This is a genomic window from Akkermansia sp. 54_46, from assembly GCF_001917295.1.
Lineage (GTDB): Bacteria > Verrucomicrobiota > Verrucomicrobiia > Verrucomicrobiales > Akkermansiaceae > Akkermansia > Akkermansia muciniphila.
Genome location: NZ_MNUD01000036.1, coordinates 180,062 through 202,696, shown reverse-complemented (window position 1 = coordinate 202,696; position 22,635 = coordinate 180,062). Strand labels below are relative to the sequence as shown.

At 50.0% G+C, this 22,635-nt stretch carries 22 protein-coding genes and 1 tRNA gene; 12 read left to right on the top strand and 11 right to left on the bottom strand.

Going from position 1 to position 22,635, the window contains the following annotated elements; translation table 11 throughout:
* Positions 1-32 precede the first annotated feature (32 nt).
* On the bottom strand, positions 33-1,091 hold the full coding sequence (locus BHW66_RS11675) for an XRE family transcriptional regulator (RefSeq protein ID WP_164917447.1): 1,059 nt from the start codon (positions 1,089-1,091) through the stop codon (positions 33-35).
* A gap of 208 nt (positions 1,092-1,299) precedes the next feature.
* Here BHW66_RS11675 and BHW66_RS11670 point away from each other — a divergent pair, with 208 nt between their 5' ends.
* Positions 1,300-1,527: a DUF2188 domain-containing protein gene (locus tag BHW66_RS11670; RefSeq protein ID WP_102737716.1), complete on the top strand. Its 228-nt coding sequence runs from the start codon at positions 1,300-1,302 to the stop codon at positions 1,525-1,527.
* A gap of 310 nt (positions 1,528-1,837) precedes the next feature.
* Here BHW66_RS11670 and BHW66_RS11665 read toward each other — a convergent pair whose 3' ends face one another.
* The 5 genes from BHW66_RS11665 to BHW66_RS11645 all read right to left on the bottom strand — a co-directional run bounded on the left by BHW66_RS11665 (position 1,838) and on the right by BHW66_RS11645 (position 4,818).
* Entirely contained in the window at positions 1,838-2,344 is a 507-nt protein-coding gene (locus BHW66_RS11665) for a hypothetical protein (RefSeq protein WP_286689046.1), read from the bottom strand.
* 27 nt (positions 2,345-2,371) lie between these two features.
* Positions 2,372-3,277, bottom strand: a complete 906-nt coding sequence (locus BHW66_RS11660; protein WP_102758540.1) for an ankyrin repeat domain-containing protein — start codon at positions 3,275-3,277, stop codon at positions 2,372-2,374.
* A gap of 37 nt (positions 3,278-3,314) precedes the next feature.
* The gene (locus BHW66_RS11655; RefSeq protein WP_102739270.1) at positions 3,315-3,899 is read right to left on the bottom strand and encodes an NINE protein; all 585 of its coding nucleotides are present in this window, start codon (positions 3,897-3,899) and stop codon (positions 3,315-3,317) included.
* Between the two features lie 94 nt (positions 3,900-3,993).
* Positions 3,994-4,233: a hypothetical protein gene (locus BHW66_RS11650; protein ID WP_046437183.1), complete on the bottom strand. Its 240-nt coding sequence runs from the start codon at positions 4,231-4,233 to the stop codon at positions 3,994-3,996.
* A 51-nt stretch (positions 4,234-4,284) separates the two neighbouring features.
* Positions 4,285-4,818, bottom strand: coding sequence for a hypothetical protein (locus tag BHW66_RS11645; protein WP_146023915.1), 534 nt, complete (start codon positions 4,816-4,818; stop codon positions 4,285-4,287).
* A 139-nt stretch (positions 4,819-4,957) separates the two neighbouring features.
* On the opposite strand from BHW66_RS11645, the gene BHW66_RS11640 reads away from it, so the two are divergent.
* The 3 genes from BHW66_RS11640 (at position 4,958) to BHW66_RS11630 (ending at position 7,712) form a co-directional block, all read left to right on the top strand.
* Positions 4,958-5,314, top strand: a complete 357-nt coding sequence (locus tag BHW66_RS11640; protein WP_046437188.1) for a hypothetical protein — start codon at positions 4,958-4,960, stop codon at positions 5,312-5,314.
* Between the two features lie 4 nt (positions 5,315-5,318).
* On the top strand, positions 5,319-6,419 hold the full coding sequence (locus tag BHW66_RS11635) for a serine/threonine-protein kinase (protein WP_046437189.1): 1,101 nt from the start codon (positions 5,319-5,321) through the stop codon (positions 6,417-6,419).
* Between the two features lie 117 nt (positions 6,420-6,536).
* On the top strand, positions 6,537-7,712 hold the full coding sequence (locus BHW66_RS11630) for a hypothetical protein (RefSeq protein ID WP_046437191.1): 1,176 nt from the start codon (positions 6,537-6,539) through the stop codon (positions 7,710-7,712).
* Positions 7,713-7,906: 194 nt separating this feature from the next.
* Here the strand turns inward: BHW66_RS11630 and BHW66_RS11625 are convergent, their stop codons facing one another.
* Positions 7,907-8,992 carry a virulence RhuM family protein gene (locus tag BHW66_RS11625; RefSeq protein ID WP_046437193.1) on the bottom strand — a complete coding sequence of 362 codons (1,086 nt, stop codon included), beginning with the start codon at positions 8,990-8,992 and terminating at the stop codon, positions 7,907-7,909.
* A 248-nt stretch (positions 8,993-9,240) separates the two neighbouring features.
* On the opposite strand from BHW66_RS11625, the gene BHW66_RS11620 reads away from it, so the two are divergent.
* Positions 9,241-10,410, top strand: coding sequence for a Fic family protein (locus BHW66_RS11620; RefSeq protein ID WP_046437195.1), 1,170 nt, complete (start codon positions 9,241-9,243; stop codon positions 10,408-10,410).
* A 184-nt stretch (positions 10,411-10,594) separates the two neighbouring features.
* Positions 10,595-11,416: a hypothetical protein gene (locus BHW66_RS11615; protein WP_146018663.1), complete on the top strand. Its 822-nt coding sequence runs from the start codon at positions 10,595-10,597 to the stop codon at positions 11,414-11,416.
* Between the two features lie 42 nt (positions 11,417-11,458).
* Here the strand turns inward: BHW66_RS11615 and BHW66_RS11610 are convergent, their stop codons facing one another.
* The 4 genes from BHW66_RS11610 to BHW66_RS11595 all read right to left on the bottom strand — a co-directional run bounded on the left by BHW66_RS11610 (position 11,459) and on the right by BHW66_RS11595 (position 14,481).
* On the bottom strand, positions 11,459-12,202 hold the full coding sequence (locus BHW66_RS11610) for a VWA domain-containing protein (protein ID WP_180975800.1): 744 nt from the start codon (positions 12,200-12,202) through the stop codon (positions 11,459-11,461).
* A 59-nt stretch (positions 12,203-12,261) separates the two neighbouring features.
* Positions 12,262-13,206 (bottom strand): hypothetical protein, encoded by a 945-nt coding sequence (locus BHW66_RS11605; protein ID WP_215833422.1) that lies wholly within the window; start codon positions 13,204-13,206, stop codon positions 12,262-12,264.
* Positions 13,207-13,734: 528 nt separating this feature from the next.
* A tRNA-Leu gene (locus BHW66_RS11600) sits at positions 13,735-13,819 on the bottom strand.
* Positions 13,820-14,100: 281 nt separating this feature from the next.
* Positions 14,101-14,481, bottom strand: coding sequence for a hypothetical protein (locus BHW66_RS11595; RefSeq protein ID WP_012420590.1), 381 nt, complete (start codon positions 14,479-14,481; stop codon positions 14,101-14,103).
* Between the two features lie 86 nt (positions 14,482-14,567).
* Between BHW66_RS11595 and BHW66_RS11590 the strand changes: the two genes are divergently transcribed.
* The 6 genes from BHW66_RS11590 to BHW66_RS11565 all read left to right on the top strand — a co-directional run bounded on the left by BHW66_RS11590 (position 14,568) and on the right by BHW66_RS11565 (position 22,507).
* The gene (locus BHW66_RS11590) at positions 14,568-16,715 is read left to right on the top strand and encodes an excinuclease ABC subunit UvrB (RefSeq protein ID WP_022198714.1); all 2,148 of its coding nucleotides are present in this window, start codon (positions 14,568-14,570) and stop codon (positions 16,713-16,715) included.
* A gap of 517 nt (positions 16,716-17,232) precedes the next feature.
* The gene (gene rpmI, locus BHW66_RS11585) at positions 17,233-17,442 is read left to right on the top strand and encodes a 50S ribosomal protein L35 (protein ID WP_012420592.1); all 210 of its coding nucleotides are present in this window, start codon (positions 17,233-17,235) and stop codon (positions 17,440-17,442) included.
* 149 nt (positions 17,443-17,591) lie between these two features.
* Positions 17,592-17,975, top strand: a complete 384-nt coding sequence (gene rplT / locus BHW66_RS11580; RefSeq protein WP_022198715.1) for a 50S ribosomal protein L20 — start codon at positions 17,592-17,594, stop codon at positions 17,973-17,975.
* Between the two features lie 618 nt (positions 17,976-18,593).
* A complete protein-coding gene (rseP, locus tag BHW66_RS11575) occupies positions 18,594-20,039 on the top strand; it encodes an RIP metalloprotease RseP (RefSeq protein WP_046435797.1) in 1,446 nt (481 codons plus the stop codon).
* A gap of 32 nt (positions 20,040-20,071) precedes the next feature.
* Positions 20,072-21,457, top strand: coding sequence for a DUF6056 family protein (locus BHW66_RS11570; protein ID WP_046435795.1), 1,386 nt, complete (start codon positions 20,072-20,074; stop codon positions 21,455-21,457).
* Positions 21,458-21,718: 261 nt separating this feature from the next.
* Complete coding sequence (locus BHW66_RS11565; RefSeq protein WP_046435793.1) at positions 21,719-22,507, top strand: PEP-CTERM sorting domain-containing protein; 789 nt, start codon at positions 21,719-21,721, stop codon at positions 22,505-22,507.
* Positions 22,508-22,635 lie beyond the last annotated feature (128 nt).

Sequence of the window (22,635 nt, the reverse complement as noted above, 5' to 3'; positions counted from 1 at the left end):
TCATGAATATAGATCCTATCCACGGATAACAGTTAGATAAGAGTTGCAACAAGTCTGCGCAGTTCGGAAAGAGAATGTCCCCATAAGCTCGCGCCCTTGGACATGCTGATTTCACCATCTATAACAGCAGTGGAAATTAATTGCTCAAAACGTCCGCTGCTTTCCGTTCCGCAATAATCTCCGGGTTCATCCTTCTTGTACCCCATTTTATTATAATAAATGAAAAAGCGCTGTTTGAGATTATTGCCTATCAAATGCAGGCGATGAGCCCTCATGACGATTGCCGGCAAAGAGACGCCAAAATACGATTTGATCGGGAACAGATTACGAATAAGGATCCTATCCCGTTTGCCGCCAAACATTTCAGAAAATGGTGCTTCAGGCATCAGAAACGCGCTCGCGAAGACATTAGCGCAATCTTCATGTTCCTTTTCCGACAGGTCTTCCGGAAGGTCTAAAACCAGATGGGCCAACTCGTGGGCAAGGGTCATTCTCATTCTGGGCAAATTACCTTCTAACCATGAAGCAATGACAACCATGGCAATCTTGGAGTAGACCGCAGAAAATCCGTCAAAAGCTTCATTGGCCGTATTGTAAATGAAGATTTTGATACCCTTGTTTTCCATAAGTTGGAGAAGGTTGACTACGGGATCTTCTCCCATGTTCCACATGTCGCGTAATTTGTATGCAGCCTGTTCCGCTTCATCGACCGTTGACGCCTGTATCCGGGTATCAAAGAAAATCGTATTGTTCGTAATGTCTTCAATCTCCATGAATCTGGCAAAATAGTCCTTTGCTCGTTCTTCAATCGCTTCACGAGCGGATTTGGACAACTTGGAGCGCTTGCGAAAATGAATACCGTCCAGAGACACGGAGGAGGCGCTGTAGAAAAAGTCAGGAGATACTTCCAATATATGAGCCAGACGAGCCAGCATTTCAGAATTGGGCGCTGCAATTCCTTTTTCATATCTCGCCAGAATGGTATGTGACGGAGTATTACCCAACTTTTCAGACAAGGCCCTCAATGAGAGCCCTGACATCTTACGTGCCTGGGTCAGGCGCTGGGGAATAAAGGGCATGGTCGCGGACATGTTTACAAAATAGTTCTTTACATTCCGGATGTAAACAGTAAAAGTCGTCTTAGCCAAAAAAAGGATGAGAGTCTGATTCACTCTCATCCTTTCAAACCCGGTCACACACCACAGGGGGAGACAATCAGGTCATTTGCATAGTTGCTAATGACCTTGTGAGGCAAGGGGCTTCTTTTGTCAAGGCGAAGTGGTGTCTATTCCAAATAGAATGAATAGAAAGAACATACATGTAGTGCCTTCTCCAAGTGGAGGATGGCAGGGCAAGAGAGAAGGAGCAACTCGTCCTTCTTTCACAACTTCGACGAAACAGGAAGCCATTGATAAAGGAAGAGGGTTATCCAAACGTGAAGGAGGAGAGCTCTTCAGTCACGGAAAAGATGGCAAAATCCAATGGAGAGACAGTCATGGAAACGATCCTTATCCACCCAGAGGTTAATTCGTGATTTCATCTCAATCCATCGCCCCTTTGCTTATTGGTGAAGGGGCGTTTTTTGTCGAGGATCAAGAGAGAAAACATGGGAAATCTGTTATTCCAAGTCACTCGCGTTTGCCACAGACCCGGCGAATTTTGGATCTTTCTCGACTTGAGGAATCTGCCCAATATAAGTTCCGCTCAGATTACTGGAAGCAGTGGATGCAAGCTTTCTGAAATAATTTATGTCCATATTTTATGAGTGATCATACGGACACTCAAGAGATAAAATAGAAGGCTACTCTCGGCCTCTGCGTGAGACCGGGAGTAGTGTTTATTTGCTGAGAAAACCGTAACGCCAGGGATTTGACGTTGCGGCTTTATACCTTTGCATGTGTGCCTCCAGCAAATCAGCTCCATTTTCCGTAAGAAGCCTCCCACGGTACACCATACTTCCATTGCGAGTTATGGCTATACGGTCCCCATTAGGCAACTTCCGAAACCTTACCGGTGATACTGTCATACGACACTCAGGTCCGTATACAAATATCTTCTTCTCAAGTTCAGGACGCATGCGAGTCATGAACGCTTCTAGGAATACGGACTCAAGCTGCCATTCCAAGGTTAAGGTATGTGTTTTCACAGGAATGTCCTCCTCTTTTGGCAGTTCTTCTATCGGCAAGTATTTTACCGAATCACACTTGTCAGACCACTTCTGATATGGCCCATACCATTGCGAAATAGTAATGATATTAACAATAGCAGAAGCGGCGATAATGATATCTAACACCCACACAGTGATCTTCGCACTCCGGGGCCACGGTTGTTTAGCTTCTTTCATGATAATAGAGTAGAAATTATTCCAACGCTACTCTTTGGCCCCGGCTTCCCGTAGCAATTTCTCGCATTTCGTACAGTTATGTCTGGTAGCCAGCATGAGAGCCGTGTTCCCTTCCTTATCTTTCATATTCACATTTACCCCAGCCGCTAACAACTCTTTCATGCATTCTCCACGGTCATGGCCAGAATAAGGACCAATCGCATACATGAGAGCCGTACGCCCGTCATTATCCTTAACATTCACGTTTGCTCCCGCTCCCAGCAATGCTTTCACACTGTCTGTAAGCTCATTATAAGTAGACCTCATTAAAGCCGTTTTTCCATCTTTATCCTTCACGTTTACGTCTGCACCAGCTTCCAGTAATGTTTTCACACAGTCCGGATACTTATCCTCAGTAGCCCACATGAGAGCTGTTCTTCCATCCTTATCCTGGGCATTCACGTTTGCTCCTGCTTCCAGCAATGCTTTCACACTGTCTGTACGTCCATTATAGGCAGCTTCCGTGAGAGGCATTTCTCCTTTTTTATTCTTTCCGTTTACATCTGCCCCGGCTTTCAGCAATACTTTTACACAATCTGTATATCCTCTATTAGCAGCCAATATGAGAGCCGTATCCCCATTCTTAGCTTCCATGTTGAGGTCTGCCCCGGCGTCTATCAATGCTTTCACGCATTCCGTATGCCTGCTATCAACAGCCCATATTAGAGCCGTCTTCCCATCTTCTCCCTTCGCATCTACACGCGCTCCGTCCTTGATCAATTTCGTCACCCAATCGATGTTCCCCTCTTTGACTGCCTTCATGAGAACCGTATTTCCTTTCGAATCTCTTTTATTGGCTTCGGGATTATCGGTTTTCCCACATGAGAGAAAAAGTAAGGTGGGAATCAACGCAAGAACGGCAATGCGATCGATTCGATATATCTTAGAATTCATATTTATGTATTAATTCGTATTATCAAATACATATCTACTACTTCATCGGAGCAGGCGGTGTCTCATTGTACTTTAGATTGTATTTCTGTACGTTTGTTAAGTACATGATTCCTTCGATGATAGAAGATATGACAATTATCCAGTGTAATAATACAAAAGGAAGAGCGATGAGTCCTAGTGGAGCAAAATCGCTATTCGAACTAATTAAGACATTGCCGACGAATGAGACAATTAGAAATATAATACACAATGCCAAATAAATAATGCCTAGCCCCCAGCTTCCATTGTAAAATTTATGAACACCTAGCGGTCCTAATACTATTGCGAACACACCTGCTGTCACATTGCTTCTTTTATTGGTAGGATTTGGAACGGGAGGAATAGCGGCAGGAAGAGGAGGTGTATTCGGTTTGCAATCGGTAATTCTCCTCTCATCATTTGTTATTCTCTCTACGTTCTGCATCATTGTTTCAATGAGTATCCAGCTATCCATTCCCTCATGCCATACAAGCGTGCCTTTTGGGTATTTACCCGCTTGATACCGGGTAATGAGATCTTTTTCATCATATGGCCCTTTCTGTGTTTGATCCGGGAGGGTGATATAATATTGTTTACTATCCATATATTTCGATGATTGTTATGCGATTAGTATGTAAAAAGAGGATGCGAAAGGTATCATTTGGAGTTAGAAGCAATACCTTTCTCACTAATGCCTCTTAAAGAGGCATACCGTTCGACTTGAGAATGCCACGGCCCTTACAGCGCTGGCATTTCTGCCCTCCGATATTACCCTTGCCCTGGCACCCCGGACAAACGATCACTCCCTGATTCTGCTGATGGCAAATGGCGTCCCCCACAGATTGCTGATGGGAGGAGGTCTGTGACTGACCAGTCATCATGCAAATAGCCGTCAACGTAATAAGTGCAGCAATGCCGCCTGTAATGTATTTCTTCATGTTGTTTCCTTTCGTTTATGTAGCTGTTGAACCGGAGCCACAAAATCCGGCTTACTCCAGAATGGACGAAGATGGTTGCAGAACATACTTTTTGACCCGCTTCCAGTTGCGGCAGGCCAATGTTCGAATACCGGAGTCCGACTGACTGATCAGGATGCCATGGGTGGCCCGTTCTCGTTCCAGTACAAATCGGCGCTCCTTCTCGCTGAGAGATCCGGGATGAGAGACCTCGACGATCACCGGGATCATCTTCCCGTCGGGGAAACAAACCATGCACCGGTGCTCTACCGTCTCCATCCCGCCCGGCCAGACAATGGCCCCGGCGCTTTGCACCTCTTCCAGAGAATACCATTGAAACCCTTCCGATGAATCATGATTATGGCAATCCGGGTGTCGACAGTCCGCACAGCGATACCCCAGCGGCTCCCCGCACAAATCGTCCACCAGAACCTTGTGCCCGACAACCAGTCCTCCCTGCCTGTCAGTCTCCAGACTCTGGACGACATAACGATGCATGGCCCGTTCGACGAGCATCAGTTGGTGACCTCCGCATTGAGGGCAGGTGAACTGGATGATACTTTTCATTGCTGGCATCTCGTTTACATTGCCTGTATATCTCCTTTTTACGATTTTAGTCAACGTAAAAATCTCACTTTAATCTCAAAAAGAGGAATGTTGTATAACCATATTGCCATTACTGAGCGATAGTGATACATTCCGAAGCATGGCAGGAGTGAATCAGGATGAGCTGAAAATGAACGTCAAGCTGTGGCTCAAGGCCAACAACTTCGACTACGCATGGCTCGCCGAACGATGTTTCGTGACGGAAGCGACCGTCCGTAACTGGATGGCTCAGAAACCCATTCCCGCCGCCAAGGAACACATCATCCGGGAATTGATCAAACAGCTCCCGCTGACTCTCCCAAGCCGGGTGCAGGTGGAAGAGGAAACGTTGATTACCCTGAAGCTTGATCCGGATACCCGCAAGGTTCTTGAGAAGAAGGCTTTCTCCCAGGGCAAGACCTTGAAGGAATTTCTGGCCGACGAAGTGCCGAGGCTCGGCAATCCCCCGCTTGCCTGAGCTTATGGAAGCTCCCGACTTTGCTCTCCCTCCGGGAACCTTGCTCGGTAATTACAAACTTCTCAAGGTACTGGGCCGGGGAGGTTTCGGCATCACCTACATTGCCTGGGACAATCAGCTCAGACGCAATATCGTTCTCAAGGAATGCTTCCCTCTGGGGCTGTGCAGCCGGGATTCGAATACGGGAGAGATTATCCCGTTACCGCACGCACCCCGGCACACCTACCGGGCAGCCATGGATTCCCTCCGCAAGGAAGCACAGACCCTGGCTTCCCTGAACCACGAACGAATCGTCCGGGTCTACGATGTCTTCGAATCCCATGGCAGTATCTTCTATGTGATGCCGTGGCTGGAAGGAGGTTCCCTGCGGGAGCGTATGGACGAAGCCGCCACAGGAGGAAAAACCATTTCTGCGGATCAAGCCCGGGAGTGGCTACTTATGGTGCTGGATGGCCTGGATTATCTGCATGGCAGGGGGATCTACCACCGCGATATCAAGCCCGGCAACATCCTCTTTGACGAACGGGAGCTGCCTGTGTTGATCGACTTTGGTGCGGCGCTCAACAAGCCGGAAGTGACCTGCACAGTTACACAGGGAGAGTTCTCGTACGCCTACGCCTCCCCGGAACAAATCACGGGAAAGGGAGAGATTGGCCCATGGACGGATCTCTACGCCCTGGCCGCTACCTGGTATGGACTGATCTCCAGCATCCCGGTAGAGCCAGCTGATCGGCGACTGATGCAGGATGATGTCGTCCCCTTTCCAGGCATGACGCTTCCCCTGCCATGTCCTCGGGAACTACTGACATCCATCGACCGGAATCTGCGGCTCAAGCCTCAAGAACGTTGCCAGGCCGCCGGGGAGTGGAAAGAATGGCTGCAACAGGGGAAGCCGCTCAGAACATCACCCAGATTGGTTCTTCTCACACGCTTGCTAATCGCAGCTGTCGTTGTCTTACTGGTTGGCGTTGCCGCCTGGGGAATATGGGGGACCATACAATCCTCCCAGCCAATAAACGCCTTGCCGAAGACGCACGAAGCAGCCATGGGAAAAACAGATCCAGCCTCAAAGTCGCCAAAGGAACTCAAGGATGCACTTTACTAAAAAGTACGTGCCCATTATAAGCTGGATGATTATCTCTCCCGGTTCCCTGAATTTACACAAAAGGCTCATACTATTCAATCCGAGTGCTTTAAGGAATTAGATGAGTTAAAACAAGAGTTGGAAAAGAAAATTCCAACTATTGCCACACATCATGAGGCCTCTTCCTATTCAGTCGCCATCAGCAAACGATATGAGGCTTTGTGTAATAAATGGGCCACAGCACACCAGACACTATCCACCAAATTCCTCAATGAGCTCATCCTCCCTCTGGCTCAAATAACCGGTCACGTCATCGAAACCTATCCTGCCGCCAACATGGAAGAAGAAGCCCTCCTTCCCGCCATGGAAGACCGAATTTACAAAGAATGTAATGATCCTCTCGTGGAAATGAATATTCTTTTGGACGGCTTGAACGAAAAGATCCATGACAAACGCACCGAACAGGAGCTTTCCCTGTTGGATCAAGTGCAAAAGCGATCCAATGAGTTACTCCAAAAGGAGGAAGAAAAAGCGTCTGTAGCTAGCCCTCCCTCGATTGAAAAGGAAATCCATCCTTCCTTCTCCGATAATGGTTTTGCTTCATATTCCACTAAAAGCCTCAAGCCTGGCGCCATCCTTCAATTCGATGGGTTAAAAGTCATCTACACAGTCAATATCGGTCACAACATGACGATAGATGACAAAGAGGTCAACGATTGGCTAACTGCGCGAGCCCATCTTTTACCTATTTCACAATGGAAATATCCTAAAAAAATAACCAATGAGACGAACCTGTCGTTTCTCTGGCTGAGTCAGGACGAAAACTATTTCACCCCATCAAAAGGAAGCAATTACCAGTACGATGGACAATCCATGTTGAAACAGTATTATCAACATGTTTCTGCCTATACTTACCATGATAAGAAAGCTACGAGATTCCTCATGTTACTGGGTATGCTCAAAGGATTCTACGTCGATCAAAACAGCCAACAGGCCTTCCCTGGATTTTGGTTGCCGTTAAGCCAGGGGATTTATTCCAAATGGACAACACTACCCAACGGTCTCCCCTGTAACTTTCTTAATGACTTCCCCATAGCTCTGTTGGAATACCTATGGGAACCTACCCATCGGATCAACTATTGCAAGGGATTCCCCAAAGGGGCCTTTAGCAAAGAGGATATGAACCTCAACTACGAATTTGACATCAAGTGGCAAGATGATTTCCCTACAAAGGTAACTATCACACTGGATCTCACCCCTCTCGAAAAAAAGTTGTATCCGGTGACTCAAAAAAAAGAAACAATTGAGCTATAAAGCCATCGAGTTGTAGGGTTTTCCATAAGATAATCACGGCAAAAAGAAAGCCCTCCAAGGAACGGGTAAACGAGAAACTGTTTTGTCCAGGAGCGTTTCTTCTCTATTGGCGGGAGGCCTGGAGGGGAGTCAAATGGAGAGAACGACATGCAGTCAATACCCTGGAGAAAAAACTAGAGCATATCCAAAAACTTTTAACGACCTGGATTTGAAGATGGCTTGTGTCCCTTCTTGTTCTCCAGCTTTTTGATATCTCGCTCCAGTTCTTTCACATAGTCCTGTTCCGCCTGACGTTCCGTTTTCAGCCTGCGGCGTTCCTCATAAAGTCGGTATTGTCCCCGGACATGCTCTTGAGCCTGCTTCTTTGACCGTTGCCCCTTGCCTTTCAGTACACGCCTTCCCATGAGACGAAGCAGTTCGTTAAGCTTGTCTTCCCACTCATGCAGGAATATCTCACGGCGGTTCTTTGCCTGATCCTCGACAAAGTCCAGGCACAGGGAGGTCAAACGATTGAAATCGCTGATTTCTTCCTCATTAAGGTAGTTCTTTGCGACCGTAACGTCGCTGATATGGATTCGGTCGCCAGCCCAGTTGGTCAACCCCATGTTGGGCGCTGATGCGTTAGCCCGCATCATCATCAATTCTGCGGCACTATGACCGGTAATGGCATAGTGCAGTTTGTTCTGAATCGAGCTGAAAAACTCCGTCGTTTCCTTTCCGGACGGTATATAGTCAGCCGCCATGGCAAAAACATCCTTGATGCGCAGGTACATGCGCCGTTCGCTGGCACGAATGTCCCGAATACGCTCGAGCAATTCATCAAAGTAGTCCGGCAACGGTGTTGTTCCAGGAATCGACGGATTCTTCAAGCGTTCGTCATCAATGGCAAACCCCTTGATCATGTATTCCTTCAGACGCTGGGTCGCCCATATGCGAAATTGAGTGCCCCGTATGCTATTTACCCGGTAACCGACGGAAATGATCATGTCGAGGTTGTAGAAGATGACAGAACGTTTCACCTGTCGTTCCCCCTCCAATCGAACTGTAAAGAATTTCTTTACAGTTCCATCCTCTTGAAGCTCACCTTCTTGCAGGATATTCGCAATATGTTGTCCGATGTTCTGTTTACTTGTCTGAAACAGCTCGGCCATCATCTGCTGGGTCATCCACAACGTCTCATCATGGATGCGAAGATCCAGACGGATGTTGCCATCCGGAGAAGTATACAATAACAGCTCTCCGGGAACCGGGGTTTCATCTTCTGTCGGCAGATGGGTCATACCTTGTCTTCTTTTCGATCAATCCATATTGCAACCCGAATAACAGCAGTCATTCTGGAACAACAAGCCCAATGGAGCATAGCAAAACCGGCATGCATGCAAAGCTCAAAGCTCACATCGTCCGACGACTTTCATCAAGAGGCATCATTCCGATGAGAAGATTTCTTGAAATAACTACAGCCGCTATTTTATGAAAACGCATAAACTTGAAATAGACAAGCAGGTTATTTTAGGTTAATCATAGCCATATGAAAAGGGAGCATACGGGAGACTACGAGATTACGGCGGTAGCGGGAGAACAGGTGAAGGCGTTTATTCCTTCGCCGTTGCCGCCCGTCCCGGGAATAGATATCAGTCCCGAATTGCAGCAATCGCATGACCAGGCTCTGATTGCGGTCGGTGAACTCAATTCCCTGACCTCTCTTTTGCCGGACTATTCACTTCTGTTGTATTCCTACGTCCGCAAGGAAGCCGTCTTGTCGTCAAGAATTGAAGGCACCCAGTCTTCACTGTCGGACTTGTTGGTGTCGGAAATGGATGGGATTCCCGGAGTTCCCCTGGAAGATGTCACGGAAGTCAGCAATTACGTTGCCGCCATGCAGTACGGCCTGGACAAGATCCGGGAAGGCCTGCCCCTGTCGTTGCGGTTGATCAGGGAGATGCACGAAGTCTTGCTAAGAAAGGGCCGGGGAGAAGGCAAGAATCCGGGAGAGTTTCGTACAAGCCAGAACTGGATCGGCGGAACAAGGCCGGGCAATGCCGTTTTTGTGCCGCCTCCTCCTCACCGGGTTATGGAATGCATGGGTAAGCTGGAACTGTTTATTCATGATCCCGCGCACCCATTGCCCGTTCTCATCAAGGCGGCGTTGGTGCATGTGCAGTTCGAGACCATTCACCCATTCCTTGACGGAAATGGTCGCTTGGGACGTTTGCTGATCACCCTGATGCTTTGTGATTCCGGCATCCTGAAAGCCCCAATTCTATACCTCAGCCTGTTCTTCAAAGTCCACCGCCAGGAATACTACCGTCTTCTCAGCGACGTAAGATCAACAGGGGACTGGGAAGCGTGGCTCTCCTATTTCCTCGAAGCCGTAACACTGACATCCCGGCAGGCCGTGACGACCGCCAGACAGATTGCCCGGCAAATATCCGATGACCGGAAGATCATCGAACAAACAGGCCGTTCCTCGGCAACGACATTGCTTATTTTCGAATGTTTTACACGAAAGCTGATTGCCGACAGCAAATACATTGTTGCGGAAACCGGCCTGAGCCCCGCCACCGTTAACAGCGGTTTGGCTCGTCTTCAGGAGCTGTACATCGTTTCGGAAATAACAGGAAAGAAGCGGGACAAGATTTACAGCTATGCCCGATGCATGGAGGTGTTGAACCAGGAACTTGATTACGATACGGAATAGTAATATTCATTTTCCGGCAAACGTTACGGAAAATGTAGTTACCTCATATGCGAGAAAGGAGAATTGTTACTCGCTATGATCAAAGATAGTATCGAAAAGAATACAAGACACTAGAACAAAAAATTTATTTATGAATATTAAAGATATAATATATTATGAGTTAGATTGAATTATTTTTTAAAAAATGAAAAACACTTACAAATCAATTAAAGAATCAAAAGAAATACTTAGTGCTTTATTGAAAAATAATACAACATTAGCTATTCATTATGCGTGCTTAAGTTTTACTAGCGAAAATAGTACGAAGACTCCAAATGTTATTGCTATTTCAATAAGAAATGTAAAAACAGGAAGTAATCGAATATTTTCCTTATTGCATTCCGCAGAAAAACTTCATCGAGATCCAACATTGGATTTAAATTGTATTGAAGAATTTGAAAAACATATGCTTCGTTCATTTTTTAGATATATAAAAAAATTCCCAGAACATGATTGGCTTCATTGGAATATGAATAGCGATACATATGGATTTTATGCCTTAGAGCACCGAGCGCAAACTCTTAATATTACGCCGACAGTAATAAAAGATAACCATAAATATAATCTTGTTGGTATTCTTTGTGGCATATATGGAGACAAATTTTCTCCACATAAATTACATACAGAAAATGATATTATAATTTACGGACAGTTATCAACCCTTCTACTTTTGAATAAAGATATAAGTACAAAAGATCTGATTCCGGGAGCATTGGAACCGCAGAAATTTCAAAACCTACAGTGGAAAGAAATAAATCTTTCTGTACAAAGAAAAACTGCATGTATCGGTGCTATCGCGAAGCAGGCAGAATTAGATAAACTACATACACAAGCTTCTTACTGGCGTAAACATGGAGGTTTCTTTTATGGCATCAGAAATTTATTATCTAATTTTTGGTTTAGGCTTATAGGTTTGATCATAGGGATAATTTCGGGAATATTAACTATATATCAGTATCTCAACTAAAAGAAAGCCCCTCATGGGAGAGACTTCCTGATGTTGCCAGTCCTACACCTGCCACATGTCATCCGGGAGAGGAGTCAACGATACCCCGTCTCCCGGCATGGACATACTGGCCATGCGGACGCTCCGGCTCAGCCATGCGAACAGTTCCGGGAACTTCTGATCATTGACCCGCATGGGAGGACGCCCCGGGCTGATGCTGCAAAGCTCCGACAGATCGGCACGGCCGATACCGAAGACGAACACACTGAGCTTGCGGGCAGCCATCAGTTCCTTCAATCGTCCCTCCAGCTCCCGGTGCCGGGCGCTGGTCGGAACCCCGTCCGTCATCACGACGAGCCAGGGTTGGTAGTATTCCACCCCGTGTGCCCGATAGGTACGTTTACGACTGTCAAGTTCAGACAAAGCCAGTTCGACGGCTTCGCCAAGGAACGTTTCATTCTCCTGTGACGTGGAGATCTTCAGGCCTGTGTCAGATTCCCGGATCGGACCGAACTCCTTCACCGTCGCCACCGTCCGGGCGAATGTGATCACCGCTACGTCGGCGGCCAGCTTGGCCAGAGGATCGGCAAGAATGTCGCTGACGAACCGCTGAAGACCAGTATTGAGCTCATCCATCCGGGTGACCATGTTATCTCCCGTGACGATATTCCAGTTGATCCCGTCAGCGTATTCCTGACGGACGATGTGTTGGTTGTCGCCCCGGATAATACCGTTCATACTGCTGCTGGTATCCAGCAGGAAGAGAACGGGAAGCCGGGCGTTGGTGTTGTTGCTGAACTCGCGCATGGCGGCGAGTTGTTCCTGTCTGGTTGGGTGTGTTGATGATGTAGACATTATGGTTTTTGTTAATGGTTGATGGTAGGATTCCGGGATGACTGATTCAATGCGCTACGACGCCTGATGCAGAGCCTGCACAGGGGACGGGCATGAGATTGCCGTAAACGCCGTGCGACATCGTCAGGAGCCTCCCGGAAGCGAATACCGCAGTCTGAGCAGATGTTGGGTGTCATCTTCTCCAGCAAACTGGGGGGTGGGCAGGAACTGTCGTGCAGAAGATCCCGATACATGGGATGATTCCTCCTACCACCCGGTTCCATATCCCTGAGGTATTGCTGCAAACAACGCGCCAGATACCCCGGCATGACGCGTGGACGCAAATCGCGACGCTGGACACAGGTAAGATTGTGACCGAGATCATCGCGGAGCTTGCGTGGGAGATACGACCAGACATAGCGTCCGGGGGTATCGGGCGGGTAGATTCCCGCAGGTGGCTTGTACGAAGCAAACGCATACGGCGGTTCTCCCTTTCTGGCGGATTCCCGCATGTCTCCTTCTTCCCCTTGTCGGGAGAACGGAGACAGACCGAGCGTCAGCGTCATGAAGAGCAGGACGGACAGGGCGTAGGCATCGTGACTGCAGGTGCGGAGGAAACCTCCGTAATTGCCGTGGAGCTCCGGAGCCCGGAACCGTTCCGTGCCGACAGTACAGGGATAGTCTTCGATCTGCATACTGTCGACATCTACCCAGCAGACGGAGTCATTGTCTGACACTATCACATTGCCTGGATGTAGATCACCCAGGATAACGCCATGACGGTGCAGCGTGTGGACTGATTCAGCCAAATGCAGGCACAGTTTGATGAGGTCGTATCGAGTCCATAATGGAAACTGTTTCTTCAGCAGTTCCGCATGAGAAGTAAATGCCCCGAGAGGAACACCGTCCACCCGGGGAATCAGTACGCCGACAAAGCGTCGTAGTTCGTCGTACAGCATAGCACGAGGCCACGCCACGCACGGAGAACGAATAGGCCGGGAACATATCAACCGAAGCTTCTGCTCTCGCCAACGCATCCGTTGCGCTGGATGATAGAGCTTGGCAACGAGAGTTGTTTCTGATGGCAGATGAACGGTAAAGACCGATCCTTCGCCGCCTTCCGCAATAGGGGTATGCAGAACGATTCGTTTCCCCTGGCCTGAGAATAAAACATCTCCAGTCGAATACTTCCCGCCATTGCCGCAGAACGTTTTATCCAGTTGCCTCACCTGACGGTGGAGTGTATAGATAGACATAAATTAACGCAATATATTGGCATTGCATCGATTATATATAACTCACAAGATTTCCGTTTTACAAAGCGGCCAAATGTGCCGTTCATTGTGTGAATCGTATGACAGAAATAGCTTATGAAATAAGGCTATAAACAGCCTGAAAGTGTACACACTTTGTACACAGATTGGGGGCGTTTTATGAAATTTGCATCTATTGCAACACTCAAAAGAAACCCTCTTCAAACTATTCGTTTAAAGAGGATTATGAAATGGTGCGCCTGGCAGGACTCGAACCTGTACGCCTTTCGGCACCAGATCCTAAGTCTGGCGCGTCTACCAATTTCGCCACAGGCGCAACGAATGGGCGGACGCACTCTGCCATACCAGGCTCTGGCGTTCAAGATTAAACAGGAGTTTTTACCTTTGACGCGCTTATGGGAAGCACCTGTGGTGAGAACCCATAGGAAAGTTAGCTGTCCTGTTGGGTGTCTGCTTTCTGGCGGCATTTTCCATTCATGGGCGGATGTCTGGTTCCCCAAAGGCACATTTACTCCGGATTAGAAGGGGGGCATTGAATACGTCTTGGTTTGTCTGCCGGTAAAGAATGGAATATCCCAGATATTTTCCCGGGCAGGCTTATCCCATGATTTGTGCCGGAAAAGGAAATAGTTTCACGAACAGAAAGTCCAGCATCCCCAGGCACAGGGCGATGCAGACGGCTTTTTTAGGGGACAGGAGAGGCGTTGTTTTCAGCCAGGCGACGATGCCGGCATGAACCGCCAGAGAGATGCCCACAGACCACCAGAAGAACGGAATGCCCGTCATGGCGAAGAGGGCCGCCAGCGGGTAGGTAAATGCCAGAAAGAGTTTCATGACAGCTTCCCATTCATGCCCGCGTACCATCATCAGCTGCTTGGACAAAAGAGAGACATACAGGCAGGAAGGGACTACAACGCACAGGATGAGGGAAACAACCCCTTTTTTTGCATACCGTTCTTCCTGTGTGGGAATGTACATGCCGCATATACTGGGTCAGGAGGGGAAAATTGTCAAACATTGTCCTAGCCCGGCGGGGCGGGAGCAATATACTGACGGCATTGCGTATGTCGTCTTTTGAGTTGAATTCCTCCTTCAAGCCTTCCGGAGACCAGGAGCAGGCCATCGGCAAGCTGCTCAAGTCTCTGGAGGCGGGTAACAAGCACCAGGGGCTCCTGGGAGTGACCGGGAGCGGCAAGACATTCACCATGGCGAATTTGATTGCCCGGATGAACAGGCCCACGCTGGTGATTTCCCACAACAAGACGCTTGCCGCACAGCTTCATTCGGAGCTGAAGAGTTTTTTCCCGAATAACGCGGTGGATTACTACGTTTCCTATTTCGATTATTACCAACCGGAGGCGTATATCGCCAGTTCCGACACCTACATTGAAAAGGATTCCGCCATTAATGACGAGTTGGACCGCCTGAGCCTGAATGCCATGAATTCCCTGATGACACGGAGGGATGTGATTGTGGTGGCATCCGTTTCCTGCATTTACGGCCTGTCCACTCCGGAGGATTACAGGAACCTGACGCTGCGCATGCGCGAGGGGGATGTCATGGACCGGGACGTGTTTTTGAAGCAACTGGTGGAACGCCTGTTCGAGCGGCAGGATTTTGATTTTACCCGCGGCACGTTCCGCGTGCGCGGTGAGGTGGTGGAGGTGTTTCCCGCTTATTCGGAAGGTGAAGCAATCCGCGTAGAGTTTTTCGGCGACGAGGTGGAACGGGTTTCTTTGATTGACTCCGCCACCGGGCGTGTGAGGGAACGGCTTGGGAGCTACACTTTTTTCCCGGCCAAGCAGTATGTGGCCGCTCCGGAGAAAAGGGCGGCGGCGTTAAAGGCTATCCGGGAAGAGCTGGAGGACCGCGTAGGCTGGTTTGAGAAGCATGGGCGCCTGCTGGAAGCGCAGCGGCTTAAATTGCGCACGGATTATGATTTGGAACTGATTGAAGAGCTGGGTTTCTGCAAGGGGATTGAAAATTATTCCCGCCATTTGTCCGGCCGCCTGCCCGGAAGCGCCCCATCCACCCTGCTGGATTTCTTTCCCAAGGATTCATTGACCCTGATTGATGAAAGTCATGTGGCGGTGCCGCAGCTGGGAGGCATGTACGAGGGGGACCGAAGCCGCAAAAATATTCTGGTGGAGCATGGGTTCCGCCTGCCCAGCGCTCTGGATAACAGGCCTTTGAAATTCCATGAGTTTATGGAAAGGCAGAACCAGATTGTGTATGCTTCCGCTACTCCGGGGCCATTTGAACTGGTAAATTGCCGTGCGGATAATAAGACGTATATTCCCGTGCGCCGTGCCGCCAGATCCGGAGAAAAGGCTCCGGAAGGGTTCAAAGGAATTTTGTTTACCTCTCCCAAGGACATTCGCGTTGCTCCCAGCCCATCCACGGAACCGGTAGAAAAATTTGACCCAACCAGGCGTTCTACACCCCTGATTGTAGAGCAGATTATCCGGCCTACCGGGCTGCTGGAGCCGAAGATTACCATCCGTCCATTGAAAGGGCAGATTGACGAGACGATCGCCATGTGCAATGAACGCGTTGCCAAAAATGAACGCGTGCTGGTCACGACGCTGACCAAGAAGACGGCGGAAGATTTGACGGAGTACCTGAAAGGGGTAGGATTGAAGGTGTCCTATATTCACGCGGATGTGGATGCGATTGAGCGTGTGGAGATTTTACGTGCTTTGAGAGCCAGGAAGATAGACGTTCTGGTAGGCATTAACCTGCTTAGGGAAGGTTTGGATTTGCCGGAGGTTTCCCTGGTGTGCATTCTGGATGCGGACAAGGAGGGGTTTTTGCGCAATGAGACATCCCTGGTGCAGACGGCGGGCCGCGCCGCGCGGCATTTGAATGGAGAGTGCGTCTTGTTTGCGGATGTGATGACGGATTCCATCAAACGGCTGGTTGAGCTGACGGATTACCGCCGGGGTATTCAGGAAAAATACAACAGGGAACACGGTATTGTCCCCCAGACGGTGAGCCGTTCCGAACAGGGGCAGTTGAAGTTGTACGCAGAGGATGATGAAGAGTCCTTCCGCGTAGCGGAGGATGAAGCCGGGTATGGTTTGGAAGAGCGCATTGCCAGGCTGGAGGCGGAAATGAAGGAGGCTGCTTCCCATTTGGAATTTGAACGCGCCGCCTTGATTCGGGATGAAATCAGGCAGATGCGTGGAGAATATGGAAAAGGCAGGGGATAATATCCGGCGTGATGAATTGGGGATGAGCTTTCTGGTAGGATGGCATGCTGTTTTTTCGTGATATTTGTCCATCTTATTCTTGGCCGTCATTTGACGGTGATTTGGATATTGGGTTTAACAGTTAATTGCTTAAAGAATTCTGCTGATGTGACGTCAGTGTTCCGGACCGGAGTCCGCTGTCAACGTGAAATATTCTAAGAAGGCCTTACACCGATGGGGAAGTATATGAAGGGCTCTTTGTTCCAGTCTTTTCTTATATATAAGAATTTCTCATGATAAGCACTTGCCGAAGTGGCAAAGGGTATGGCGGATGACAGAGGATTCCCAGGCTGGCAGCAGTAGCTGTCTGATTATCCTTTGCCGGTTATGTTCCCCATTTTATTTCTTGATGCAGCCGGCTGCGTCAAAGGCGCCGGGCAATGTATGGTCAGGAAGGGCCCATTTGCCATCGTCTGAAGAAAAGATTTGCATAAAAAATACTTGCGTATTTGGAAAAAGCCTGTAATCTCCTTCCACCATGACCCGCAAAGGTGGTATCAATAAAACCCGCAAGGCAGTCGCCAAGCGTTTCAAGGTAACCGGCACGGGCAAGGTACTGCGCCGTAAACAGGGCAAGCGCCACATCCTCCAGAAGAAGTCCAGCAAGCGCAAGCGCCAGCTTGGCAAGGTGGCTCTGGTGGACGAGACGCAAGTCTGGGCAGTCAAGCAGAACCTGCCTTTCGCCTAAACCGCGGAAACGCTCGACTAATGCCGAGCTTTCCCCCCGCTGAACGGGGGGCCTTCATGCAGCCTTCTTCCGATGAGAAGATAAGAACAGGCGAGACTGCAGGGAGGTGAGGAAGAACAGTCTGTTCAAGATAGAAATAGAAATAAGCTATGCCACGTGCCACTAATGGACCGGCCTCTCGCAAGCGTCGTAAGCGCATTCTCTTGCGTGCCAAGGGTTTCCGCGGTTTCCGCAGCAAACTCTTCCGCTACGCCAAGGATGCTGTTTACAAGGCTTGGCAGTATGAATACCGCGACCGTAAGCGTCGGAAGGGACAATTCCGCCGTCTTTGGATCGCCCGTATTTCCGCTGCCGTCCGCGACCGCGGTCTGACCTATTCCCGCTTTATGGAAGGCTTGAAAGCCGCCAATATCGATTTGGACCGCAAGGTTCTTGCCGATTTGGCCGTCTCTGACGAAAAGGCTTTTGACGCTATCTTCGCTCAAGCGAAGAAGGCCATTGAAGCCAAGGATGGCGCCGCTCTCCGCGCCTGAATGTGCGGGAGTTTCCATCTGTTCAGTAAACGTTAACCGACAGCCTCCGGAAATAATTTTCCGGAGGCTGTTTTCATGTCCGGATATGACAGTTCCGGCCGTTGGCATTTTCCTGTAAATGCCTTATGGAGCAGGTGTTCGCACGTTCATCATTTAGTGCGCCAGCCAGTTTCTCTTATTGCAGCGTCGATTTTCCCATGCCGGCTGGGAAAAATCCTGTTTCCGCCAGTGCGCATTTTTGTTAAGAACACAATGGCTCTTTAATCATTGCTTCCAATTCCGGAGGCATTTATTGCAAAGGCTGTTCAGGGATTCGGACAGAAAAGCGGGCTGCGGCGTTTGATGCCCCGCCGGTTTTTCTCCTGGTAAAAAAGGCGCTTTTATTCGTCCAGGTTCCGGGGCGGGATGATGCCGCCTCTCCCAGAGGCACCGCTCGAAAAAAGGGGACGCGGTCTTTTACTTGCGGCTTCAGAATTCCCGGAAGGTAAAGGCTGTTTTCTGGGCTGTCAGGCACCTTTTGAAATCCATTTGGAATATCAGCATCCACTTTGTCATTAGGACATCTTTGAAGCTTGTTCTCCGGAGAGGCCCGTGGTAAGTTAGACGGCAAAAACTACCATGGATAGCATTCTTTCCGTCCTTGCCACCATCGCCATTATTTTCGGCGTGGTGATGTTGTTTAACTTCATGATTTTTATTCATGAACTTGGTCATTTTTTCGCTGCCCGCTGGCGTGGTCTGTATGTGGACAGGTTTCAAATCTGGTTTGGCCGTCCCATCTGGAAAAAAACGGTTAACGGCGTGCAGTGGGGGCTGGGGTGGATTCCGGCCGGAGGTTTTGTATCCCTGCCGCAGATGGCTCCTATGGAGGCCATTGAAGGACGTGCGGAGCTTCCCAAGGATTTGAAGCCGGTTACTCCCTTGGACAAGATTATCGTGGCCGCCGCCGGGCCTGCCGCTTCTTTTCTGCTGGCTGTGTTGTTTGCCGTGGCTGTCTGGATGGTGGGCAAGCCGGATGTGGAGATGGGGGTGACTACGGTCGGTTTTGTTGCTCCGGACAGCCCTGCGGCTCAGGCCGGCATTCTTCCCGGCGACAAGATTGTGAAAGTGGACGGCCATCCTGTGGACAAGTGGGCGGGCAATATGGAAGGCGTGCGGGAATTGATCATGCTGGGCGAGCATGACCGGGTGGTTTTTACGGTGCAGAGACCTGGACATGAAGGAGAGATGGAAATTTCCTGCGGATTCCGGATTCCGGAAACGTCCTGGTGGCAGCGCTCCGGCATGCGTCAGGTGGGGTTGATGCAGGCCATGCCCTGCGTGATTGGGGAAGTGATCCCCAATTCTCCTGCCGCCCTGGCCGGATTGAACCCGGGCGATAAGATTACGGCCGCCAATGGAGAACGCCTCTGGAACCCTGCCGCACTGGATGTTCTGCTGAAGAAGAATGAACCGCTCTTGCTGGATGTGACGGACGGGGCCGGAGTTGCAAGGCAGGTGAATATCCAGGGGAAACTTCCGGAGAATTGGCACAATGGTGCGGACGGTTCCCTGCTCAAAGGGGCCCAGCCTATTCTGGGCGTGAGCTGGGACCTGAGTTCCGTGGGCCGTGACGTCACCGTCCATCCTTCTCCGTGGGCGCAGATCAAGCAGAGTCTGAAATGGATGGGGGATACCCTGGCGAAGGTGGTAGCTCCCGGCAGCAGCGTGGGAGTGGAGCATCTTTCCGGACCTGTGGGCATTGCCAATCAGTTTTATAAGATGTTCTCTCTGGATGAAGGGTGGAAGCTGGCCCTGTGGTTTTCCGTGGTGTTGAACGTGAACCTGGCAGTTCTGAATATTCTGCCTCTTCCGGTGGTGGATGGCGGCCATGTGGTCATGAATGCCGTTGAATTGATTTTCCGGCGGCCCCTGAATACAAAAGTCCTGGAATTCGTCCAGTTCGGCTTTGTGTTCCTGCTGATGGGGTTCTTCCTGTTCGTGACATTCAAGGATGTGGGGGATTTCTTTGGCAAGAAGCCGGACAAGCTGCCCACCCCGGTATTCAAGGCCGTCGCGGATTAGTTGCGGACGGCGTTTTTATTCCGGCCTGTTCCATGAAGCAGTCACTGGCGGCGCGTTTCCTGTTCCGGGTGGTGGTGCTGGCGTTTCTTGTGTATGCCATGCTGCTTACCTGGTGGACTCCTTTCACCGGGGACAGCTTGATGCATTCCGTGTTCGGGGCGGACCACCGCCTTGCCTTTCAGCCCGTGCTGGAGCGGTGCTGGTGGTCATACATGCACTGGAATCCCCGGCTGGGGGAATTCCTCGCTATTTTTACGGCTACGGCGGGAAAATGGCTTTTTCTGGCCGTCAATCCCTTCGTGCTTCTTTCCCTGGCGTTGATGATGTTTTTCCTGGCGCAGGGAAGAAGGGTCAATTCCGGAAACTGGCGGGATGTGCTGCTGTTTGCCGCAGGGGCGCTTCTTTTGCTTACGTCTTCATCCAGGCCGGGCATCACGATGTTCTGGCTGTCCGGAGGGACCAATTACGCATGGTCGGCCGCCATCTGGCTGGGTTTCCTGTGCCTGTACCGCTCCTTATGGGCAGGAACTTCCCGGATTCGGGACACTCCTTTTTCCTGGTTCTGGATAGGCGTCACGGCGTTTGCCGCCGGCATGACGAATGAGAACCAGATTCCCGCTTCCCTGGGCATGCTGTTCGTGTACTGGTTTTACGCTCGCAGCCGGGGAATGGTTCTCCCCCGCTGGTTCTTCATTGGCTGGGGATTCCATGCGTTGGGAGGGGCCTTTCTTCTGCTGGCTCCGGGCAATGCCGCCCGCCTTCATTCGGAAACGGCGGGCGGCGCTGCCGTCCTTCATTCCTGGGGAGAGCGTTTCGGCGCTATTCCAGAACTGGTAAACGCCTTTTATGAATTCATGCCGATTCCTAAAATGTTGCTGGCCGTTGCCACCGCCGCTCTGATCCTGCTGACTGTGAAAGCGGGGATGAAAATCTGGCGGGGGGAGGCCGGGCGGCGCATGTGCGCCTCCCTGCTGTTTATTCTGGTGGCTCATGCCATGGCAATCAGCTTTTTTGTACGTGTGATTCCGGCATGGCACGCCATGTTTTCCGCTACGGTGTTGATGATGACGGGCATTCTGGGGTTGTACGGAGTATGGATGGAGGCTGTGCAAAGGCGCTGGATTCCATTCTGCGTGCTGCTGGCGGCGGCTGGCGCGGCCCTGTGGATATGCTCCGGATATCTGAAGGCTTTTCCCCGTATCCACCGCCAGTGCGAGGAACGGAACATGTTCATCCGCCGTGAATTGGAACAAGGCAAGAAAAACATTACGGTTCCTCCTTATGATTCCGTGCCGTTGGCTCCTTATGTTTCCGTGATGTGGCGCATGAGCAGCGGGGATCCGGATGAATTTATCAATCGTTCCATGGCCCGGTATTTGGGGATTGAAAGCATCCGGGTGGCTGTTCCTGAACCTTGACGGCTTATTTTTTGCCGTTTTACTGATCCGTTTCCGGGCGGCCTTTTTTATTTAGATACCGGCTAATGTCCGCGGATCAACAATCCGGTGAGTGCCGGGTTGTCTCAATAAAAATCCATTTTATTCTCATTAAACATGTTATATATTTCTATCATCTTGATGGAAGATGACTGATGCCATAAAAAATAAATGTAGTATATGATTAAGTTTTCATGATTTCCATTGACACCGGATTGTTGAACCGGTTTACTCTCTTTTGTCATGAAGAAATCCTTATTTTCTTTAGCTTTGATCGCGAGTTCCCTGCTTGCAGTACAGGCGGCGACGGTACAGATTGATTTCGGACGCAGTGACGCCACGACGGAAGGCGCTCTCAATATGAATTATGATAACGCCTCCGCCTCTTTGGGCAGCATGCCGGGAAGCGTTTCTTTGGCGTGGAGCACGGCCGGAGGATATGTATCGGAAAACGGTTATACCACCACCAAGACGGCTGAGGAAGAAGCAGATTGGAAAAATCCTTTCAACGGCAGCATGCCTTTCAGTCTGGGGGACACCTTTCGTGACGGTCTTTTAACGCAAACGGCCGATGGTTCCGGTTATTTCACCGTAACGTTCAGTGGTCTTGCCGCCGGGGAATATGCCTTGTCCATCTTTGGAGGTTTCACAGGCAAGGACGTGTTTGCCGGTCAGACTTGGACGATCGGAAACGCCGATGCTTCCAATGCCGTGTGGACAAGCTTCGGTACAGATGCCAGCGGGAACTGGGCCGAAATTTCTTCCGTGACGGGAGATAATTCCGGCGTTCTGACTCCGGGAAATGCTGGAACTTCCAGCGCTACCGCCAATAAAGGGCTTTATTCCTCGGTGGAGAACATTGTCGTGGGGGAAGACGGAACGCTTACCCTTACGATTCAGGGGAATGGTTCCAGCTCTTACGGCCGGACGGCCCTCAATTATCTTGCCCTGACGCAGGTTCCGGAACCCGCTACGGCAGCATTGAGCCTGCTGGGCGCTGCTGCTCTGTTCCTGCGCCGCCGCAGGGCCTGATCCGGAAAGCAACAAAGCCTTGTTATCAACGCCGCTCCTAATTCACACGGAGCGGTTTTTTTATTTGGCGTTTTTCCTCTTCCTGTCTGTGCGGCAGGGCATTTCTATTCCAGCCTGTTTTCCGGGTT

Bases quoted from the DNA above. Each gene is read 5' to 3' on its own strand.
- BHW66_RS11595 (WP_012420590.1), bottom strand. From the start codon at position 14,481: ATGTACATTCCCACACAGGAAGAACGGTATGCAAAAAAAGGGGTTGTT.
- BHW66_RS11590 (WP_022198714.1), top strand. From the start codon at position 14,568: ATGTCGTCTTTTGAGTTGAATTCCTCCTTCAAGCCTTCCGGAGACCAG.
- BHW66_RS11640 (WP_046437188.1), top strand. From the start codon at position 4,958: ATGGCAGGAGTGAATCAGGATGAGCTGAAAATGAACGTCAAGCTGTGG.
- rpmI (WP_012420592.1), top strand. From the start codon at position 17,233: ATGACCCGCAAAGGTGGTATCAATAAAACCCGCAAGGCAGTCGCCAAG.
- BHW66_RS11610 (WP_180975800.1), bottom strand. From the start codon at position 12,202: ATGCGCGAGTTCAGCAACAACACCAACGCCCGGCTTCCCGTTCTCTTC.
- BHW66_RS11570 (WP_046435795.1), top strand. From the start codon at position 20,072: ATGAAGCAGTCACTGGCGGCGCGTTTCCTGTTCCGGGTGGTGGTGCTG.
- BHW66_RS11655 (WP_102739270.1), bottom strand. From the start codon at position 3,899: ATGGATAGTAAACAATATTATATCACCCTCCCGGATCAAACACAGAAA.
- rplT (WP_022198715.1), top strand. From the start codon at position 17,592: ATGCCACGTGCCACTAATGGACCGGCCTCTCGCAAGCGTCGTAAGCGC.
- BHW66_RS11620 (WP_046437195.1), top strand. From the start codon at position 9,241: ATGAAAAGGGAGCATACGGGAGACTACGAGATTACGGCGGTAGCGGGA.
- BHW66_RS11645 (WP_146023915.1), bottom strand. From the start codon at position 4,818: ATGAAAAGTATCATCCAGTTCACCTGCCCTCAATGCGGAGGTCACCAA.
- BHW66_RS11660 (WP_102758540.1), bottom strand. From the start codon at position 3,277: ATGAATTCTAAGATATATCGAATCGATCGCATTGCCGTTCTTGCGTTG.
- BHW66_RS11665 (WP_286689046.1), bottom strand. From the start codon at position 2,344: ATGAAAGAAGCTAAACAACCGTGGCCCCGGAGTGCGAAGATCACTGTG.
- BHW66_RS11625 (WP_046437193.1), bottom strand. From the start codon at position 8,992: ATGACCCATCTGCCGACAGAAGATGAAACCCCGGTTCCCGGAGAGCTG.
- BHW66_RS11615 (WP_146018663.1), top strand. From the start codon at position 10,595: ATGAAAAACACTTACAAATCAATTAAAGAATCAAAAGAAATACTTAGT.
- BHW66_RS11635 (WP_046437189.1), top strand. From the start codon at position 5,319: ATGGAAGCTCCCGACTTTGCTCTCCCTCCGGGAACCTTGCTCGGTAAT.
- BHW66_RS11650 (WP_046437183.1), bottom strand. From the start codon at position 4,233: ATGAAGAAATACATTACAGGCGGCATTGCTGCACTTATTACGTTGACG.
- BHW66_RS11565 (WP_046435793.1), top strand. From the start codon at position 21,719: ATGAAGAAATCCTTATTTTCTTTAGCTTTGATCGCGAGTTCCCTGCTT.
- rseP (WP_046435797.1), top strand. From the start codon at position 18,594: ATGGATAGCATTCTTTCCGTCCTTGCCACCATCGCCATTATTTTCGGC.
- BHW66_RS11670 (WP_102737716.1), top strand. From the start codon at position 1,300: ATGAATAGAAAGAACATACATGTAGTGCCTTCTCCAAGTGGAGGATGG.
- BHW66_RS11675 (WP_164917447.1), bottom strand. From the start codon at position 1,091: ATGTCCGCGACCATGCCCTTTATTCCCCAGCGCCTGACCCAGGCACGT.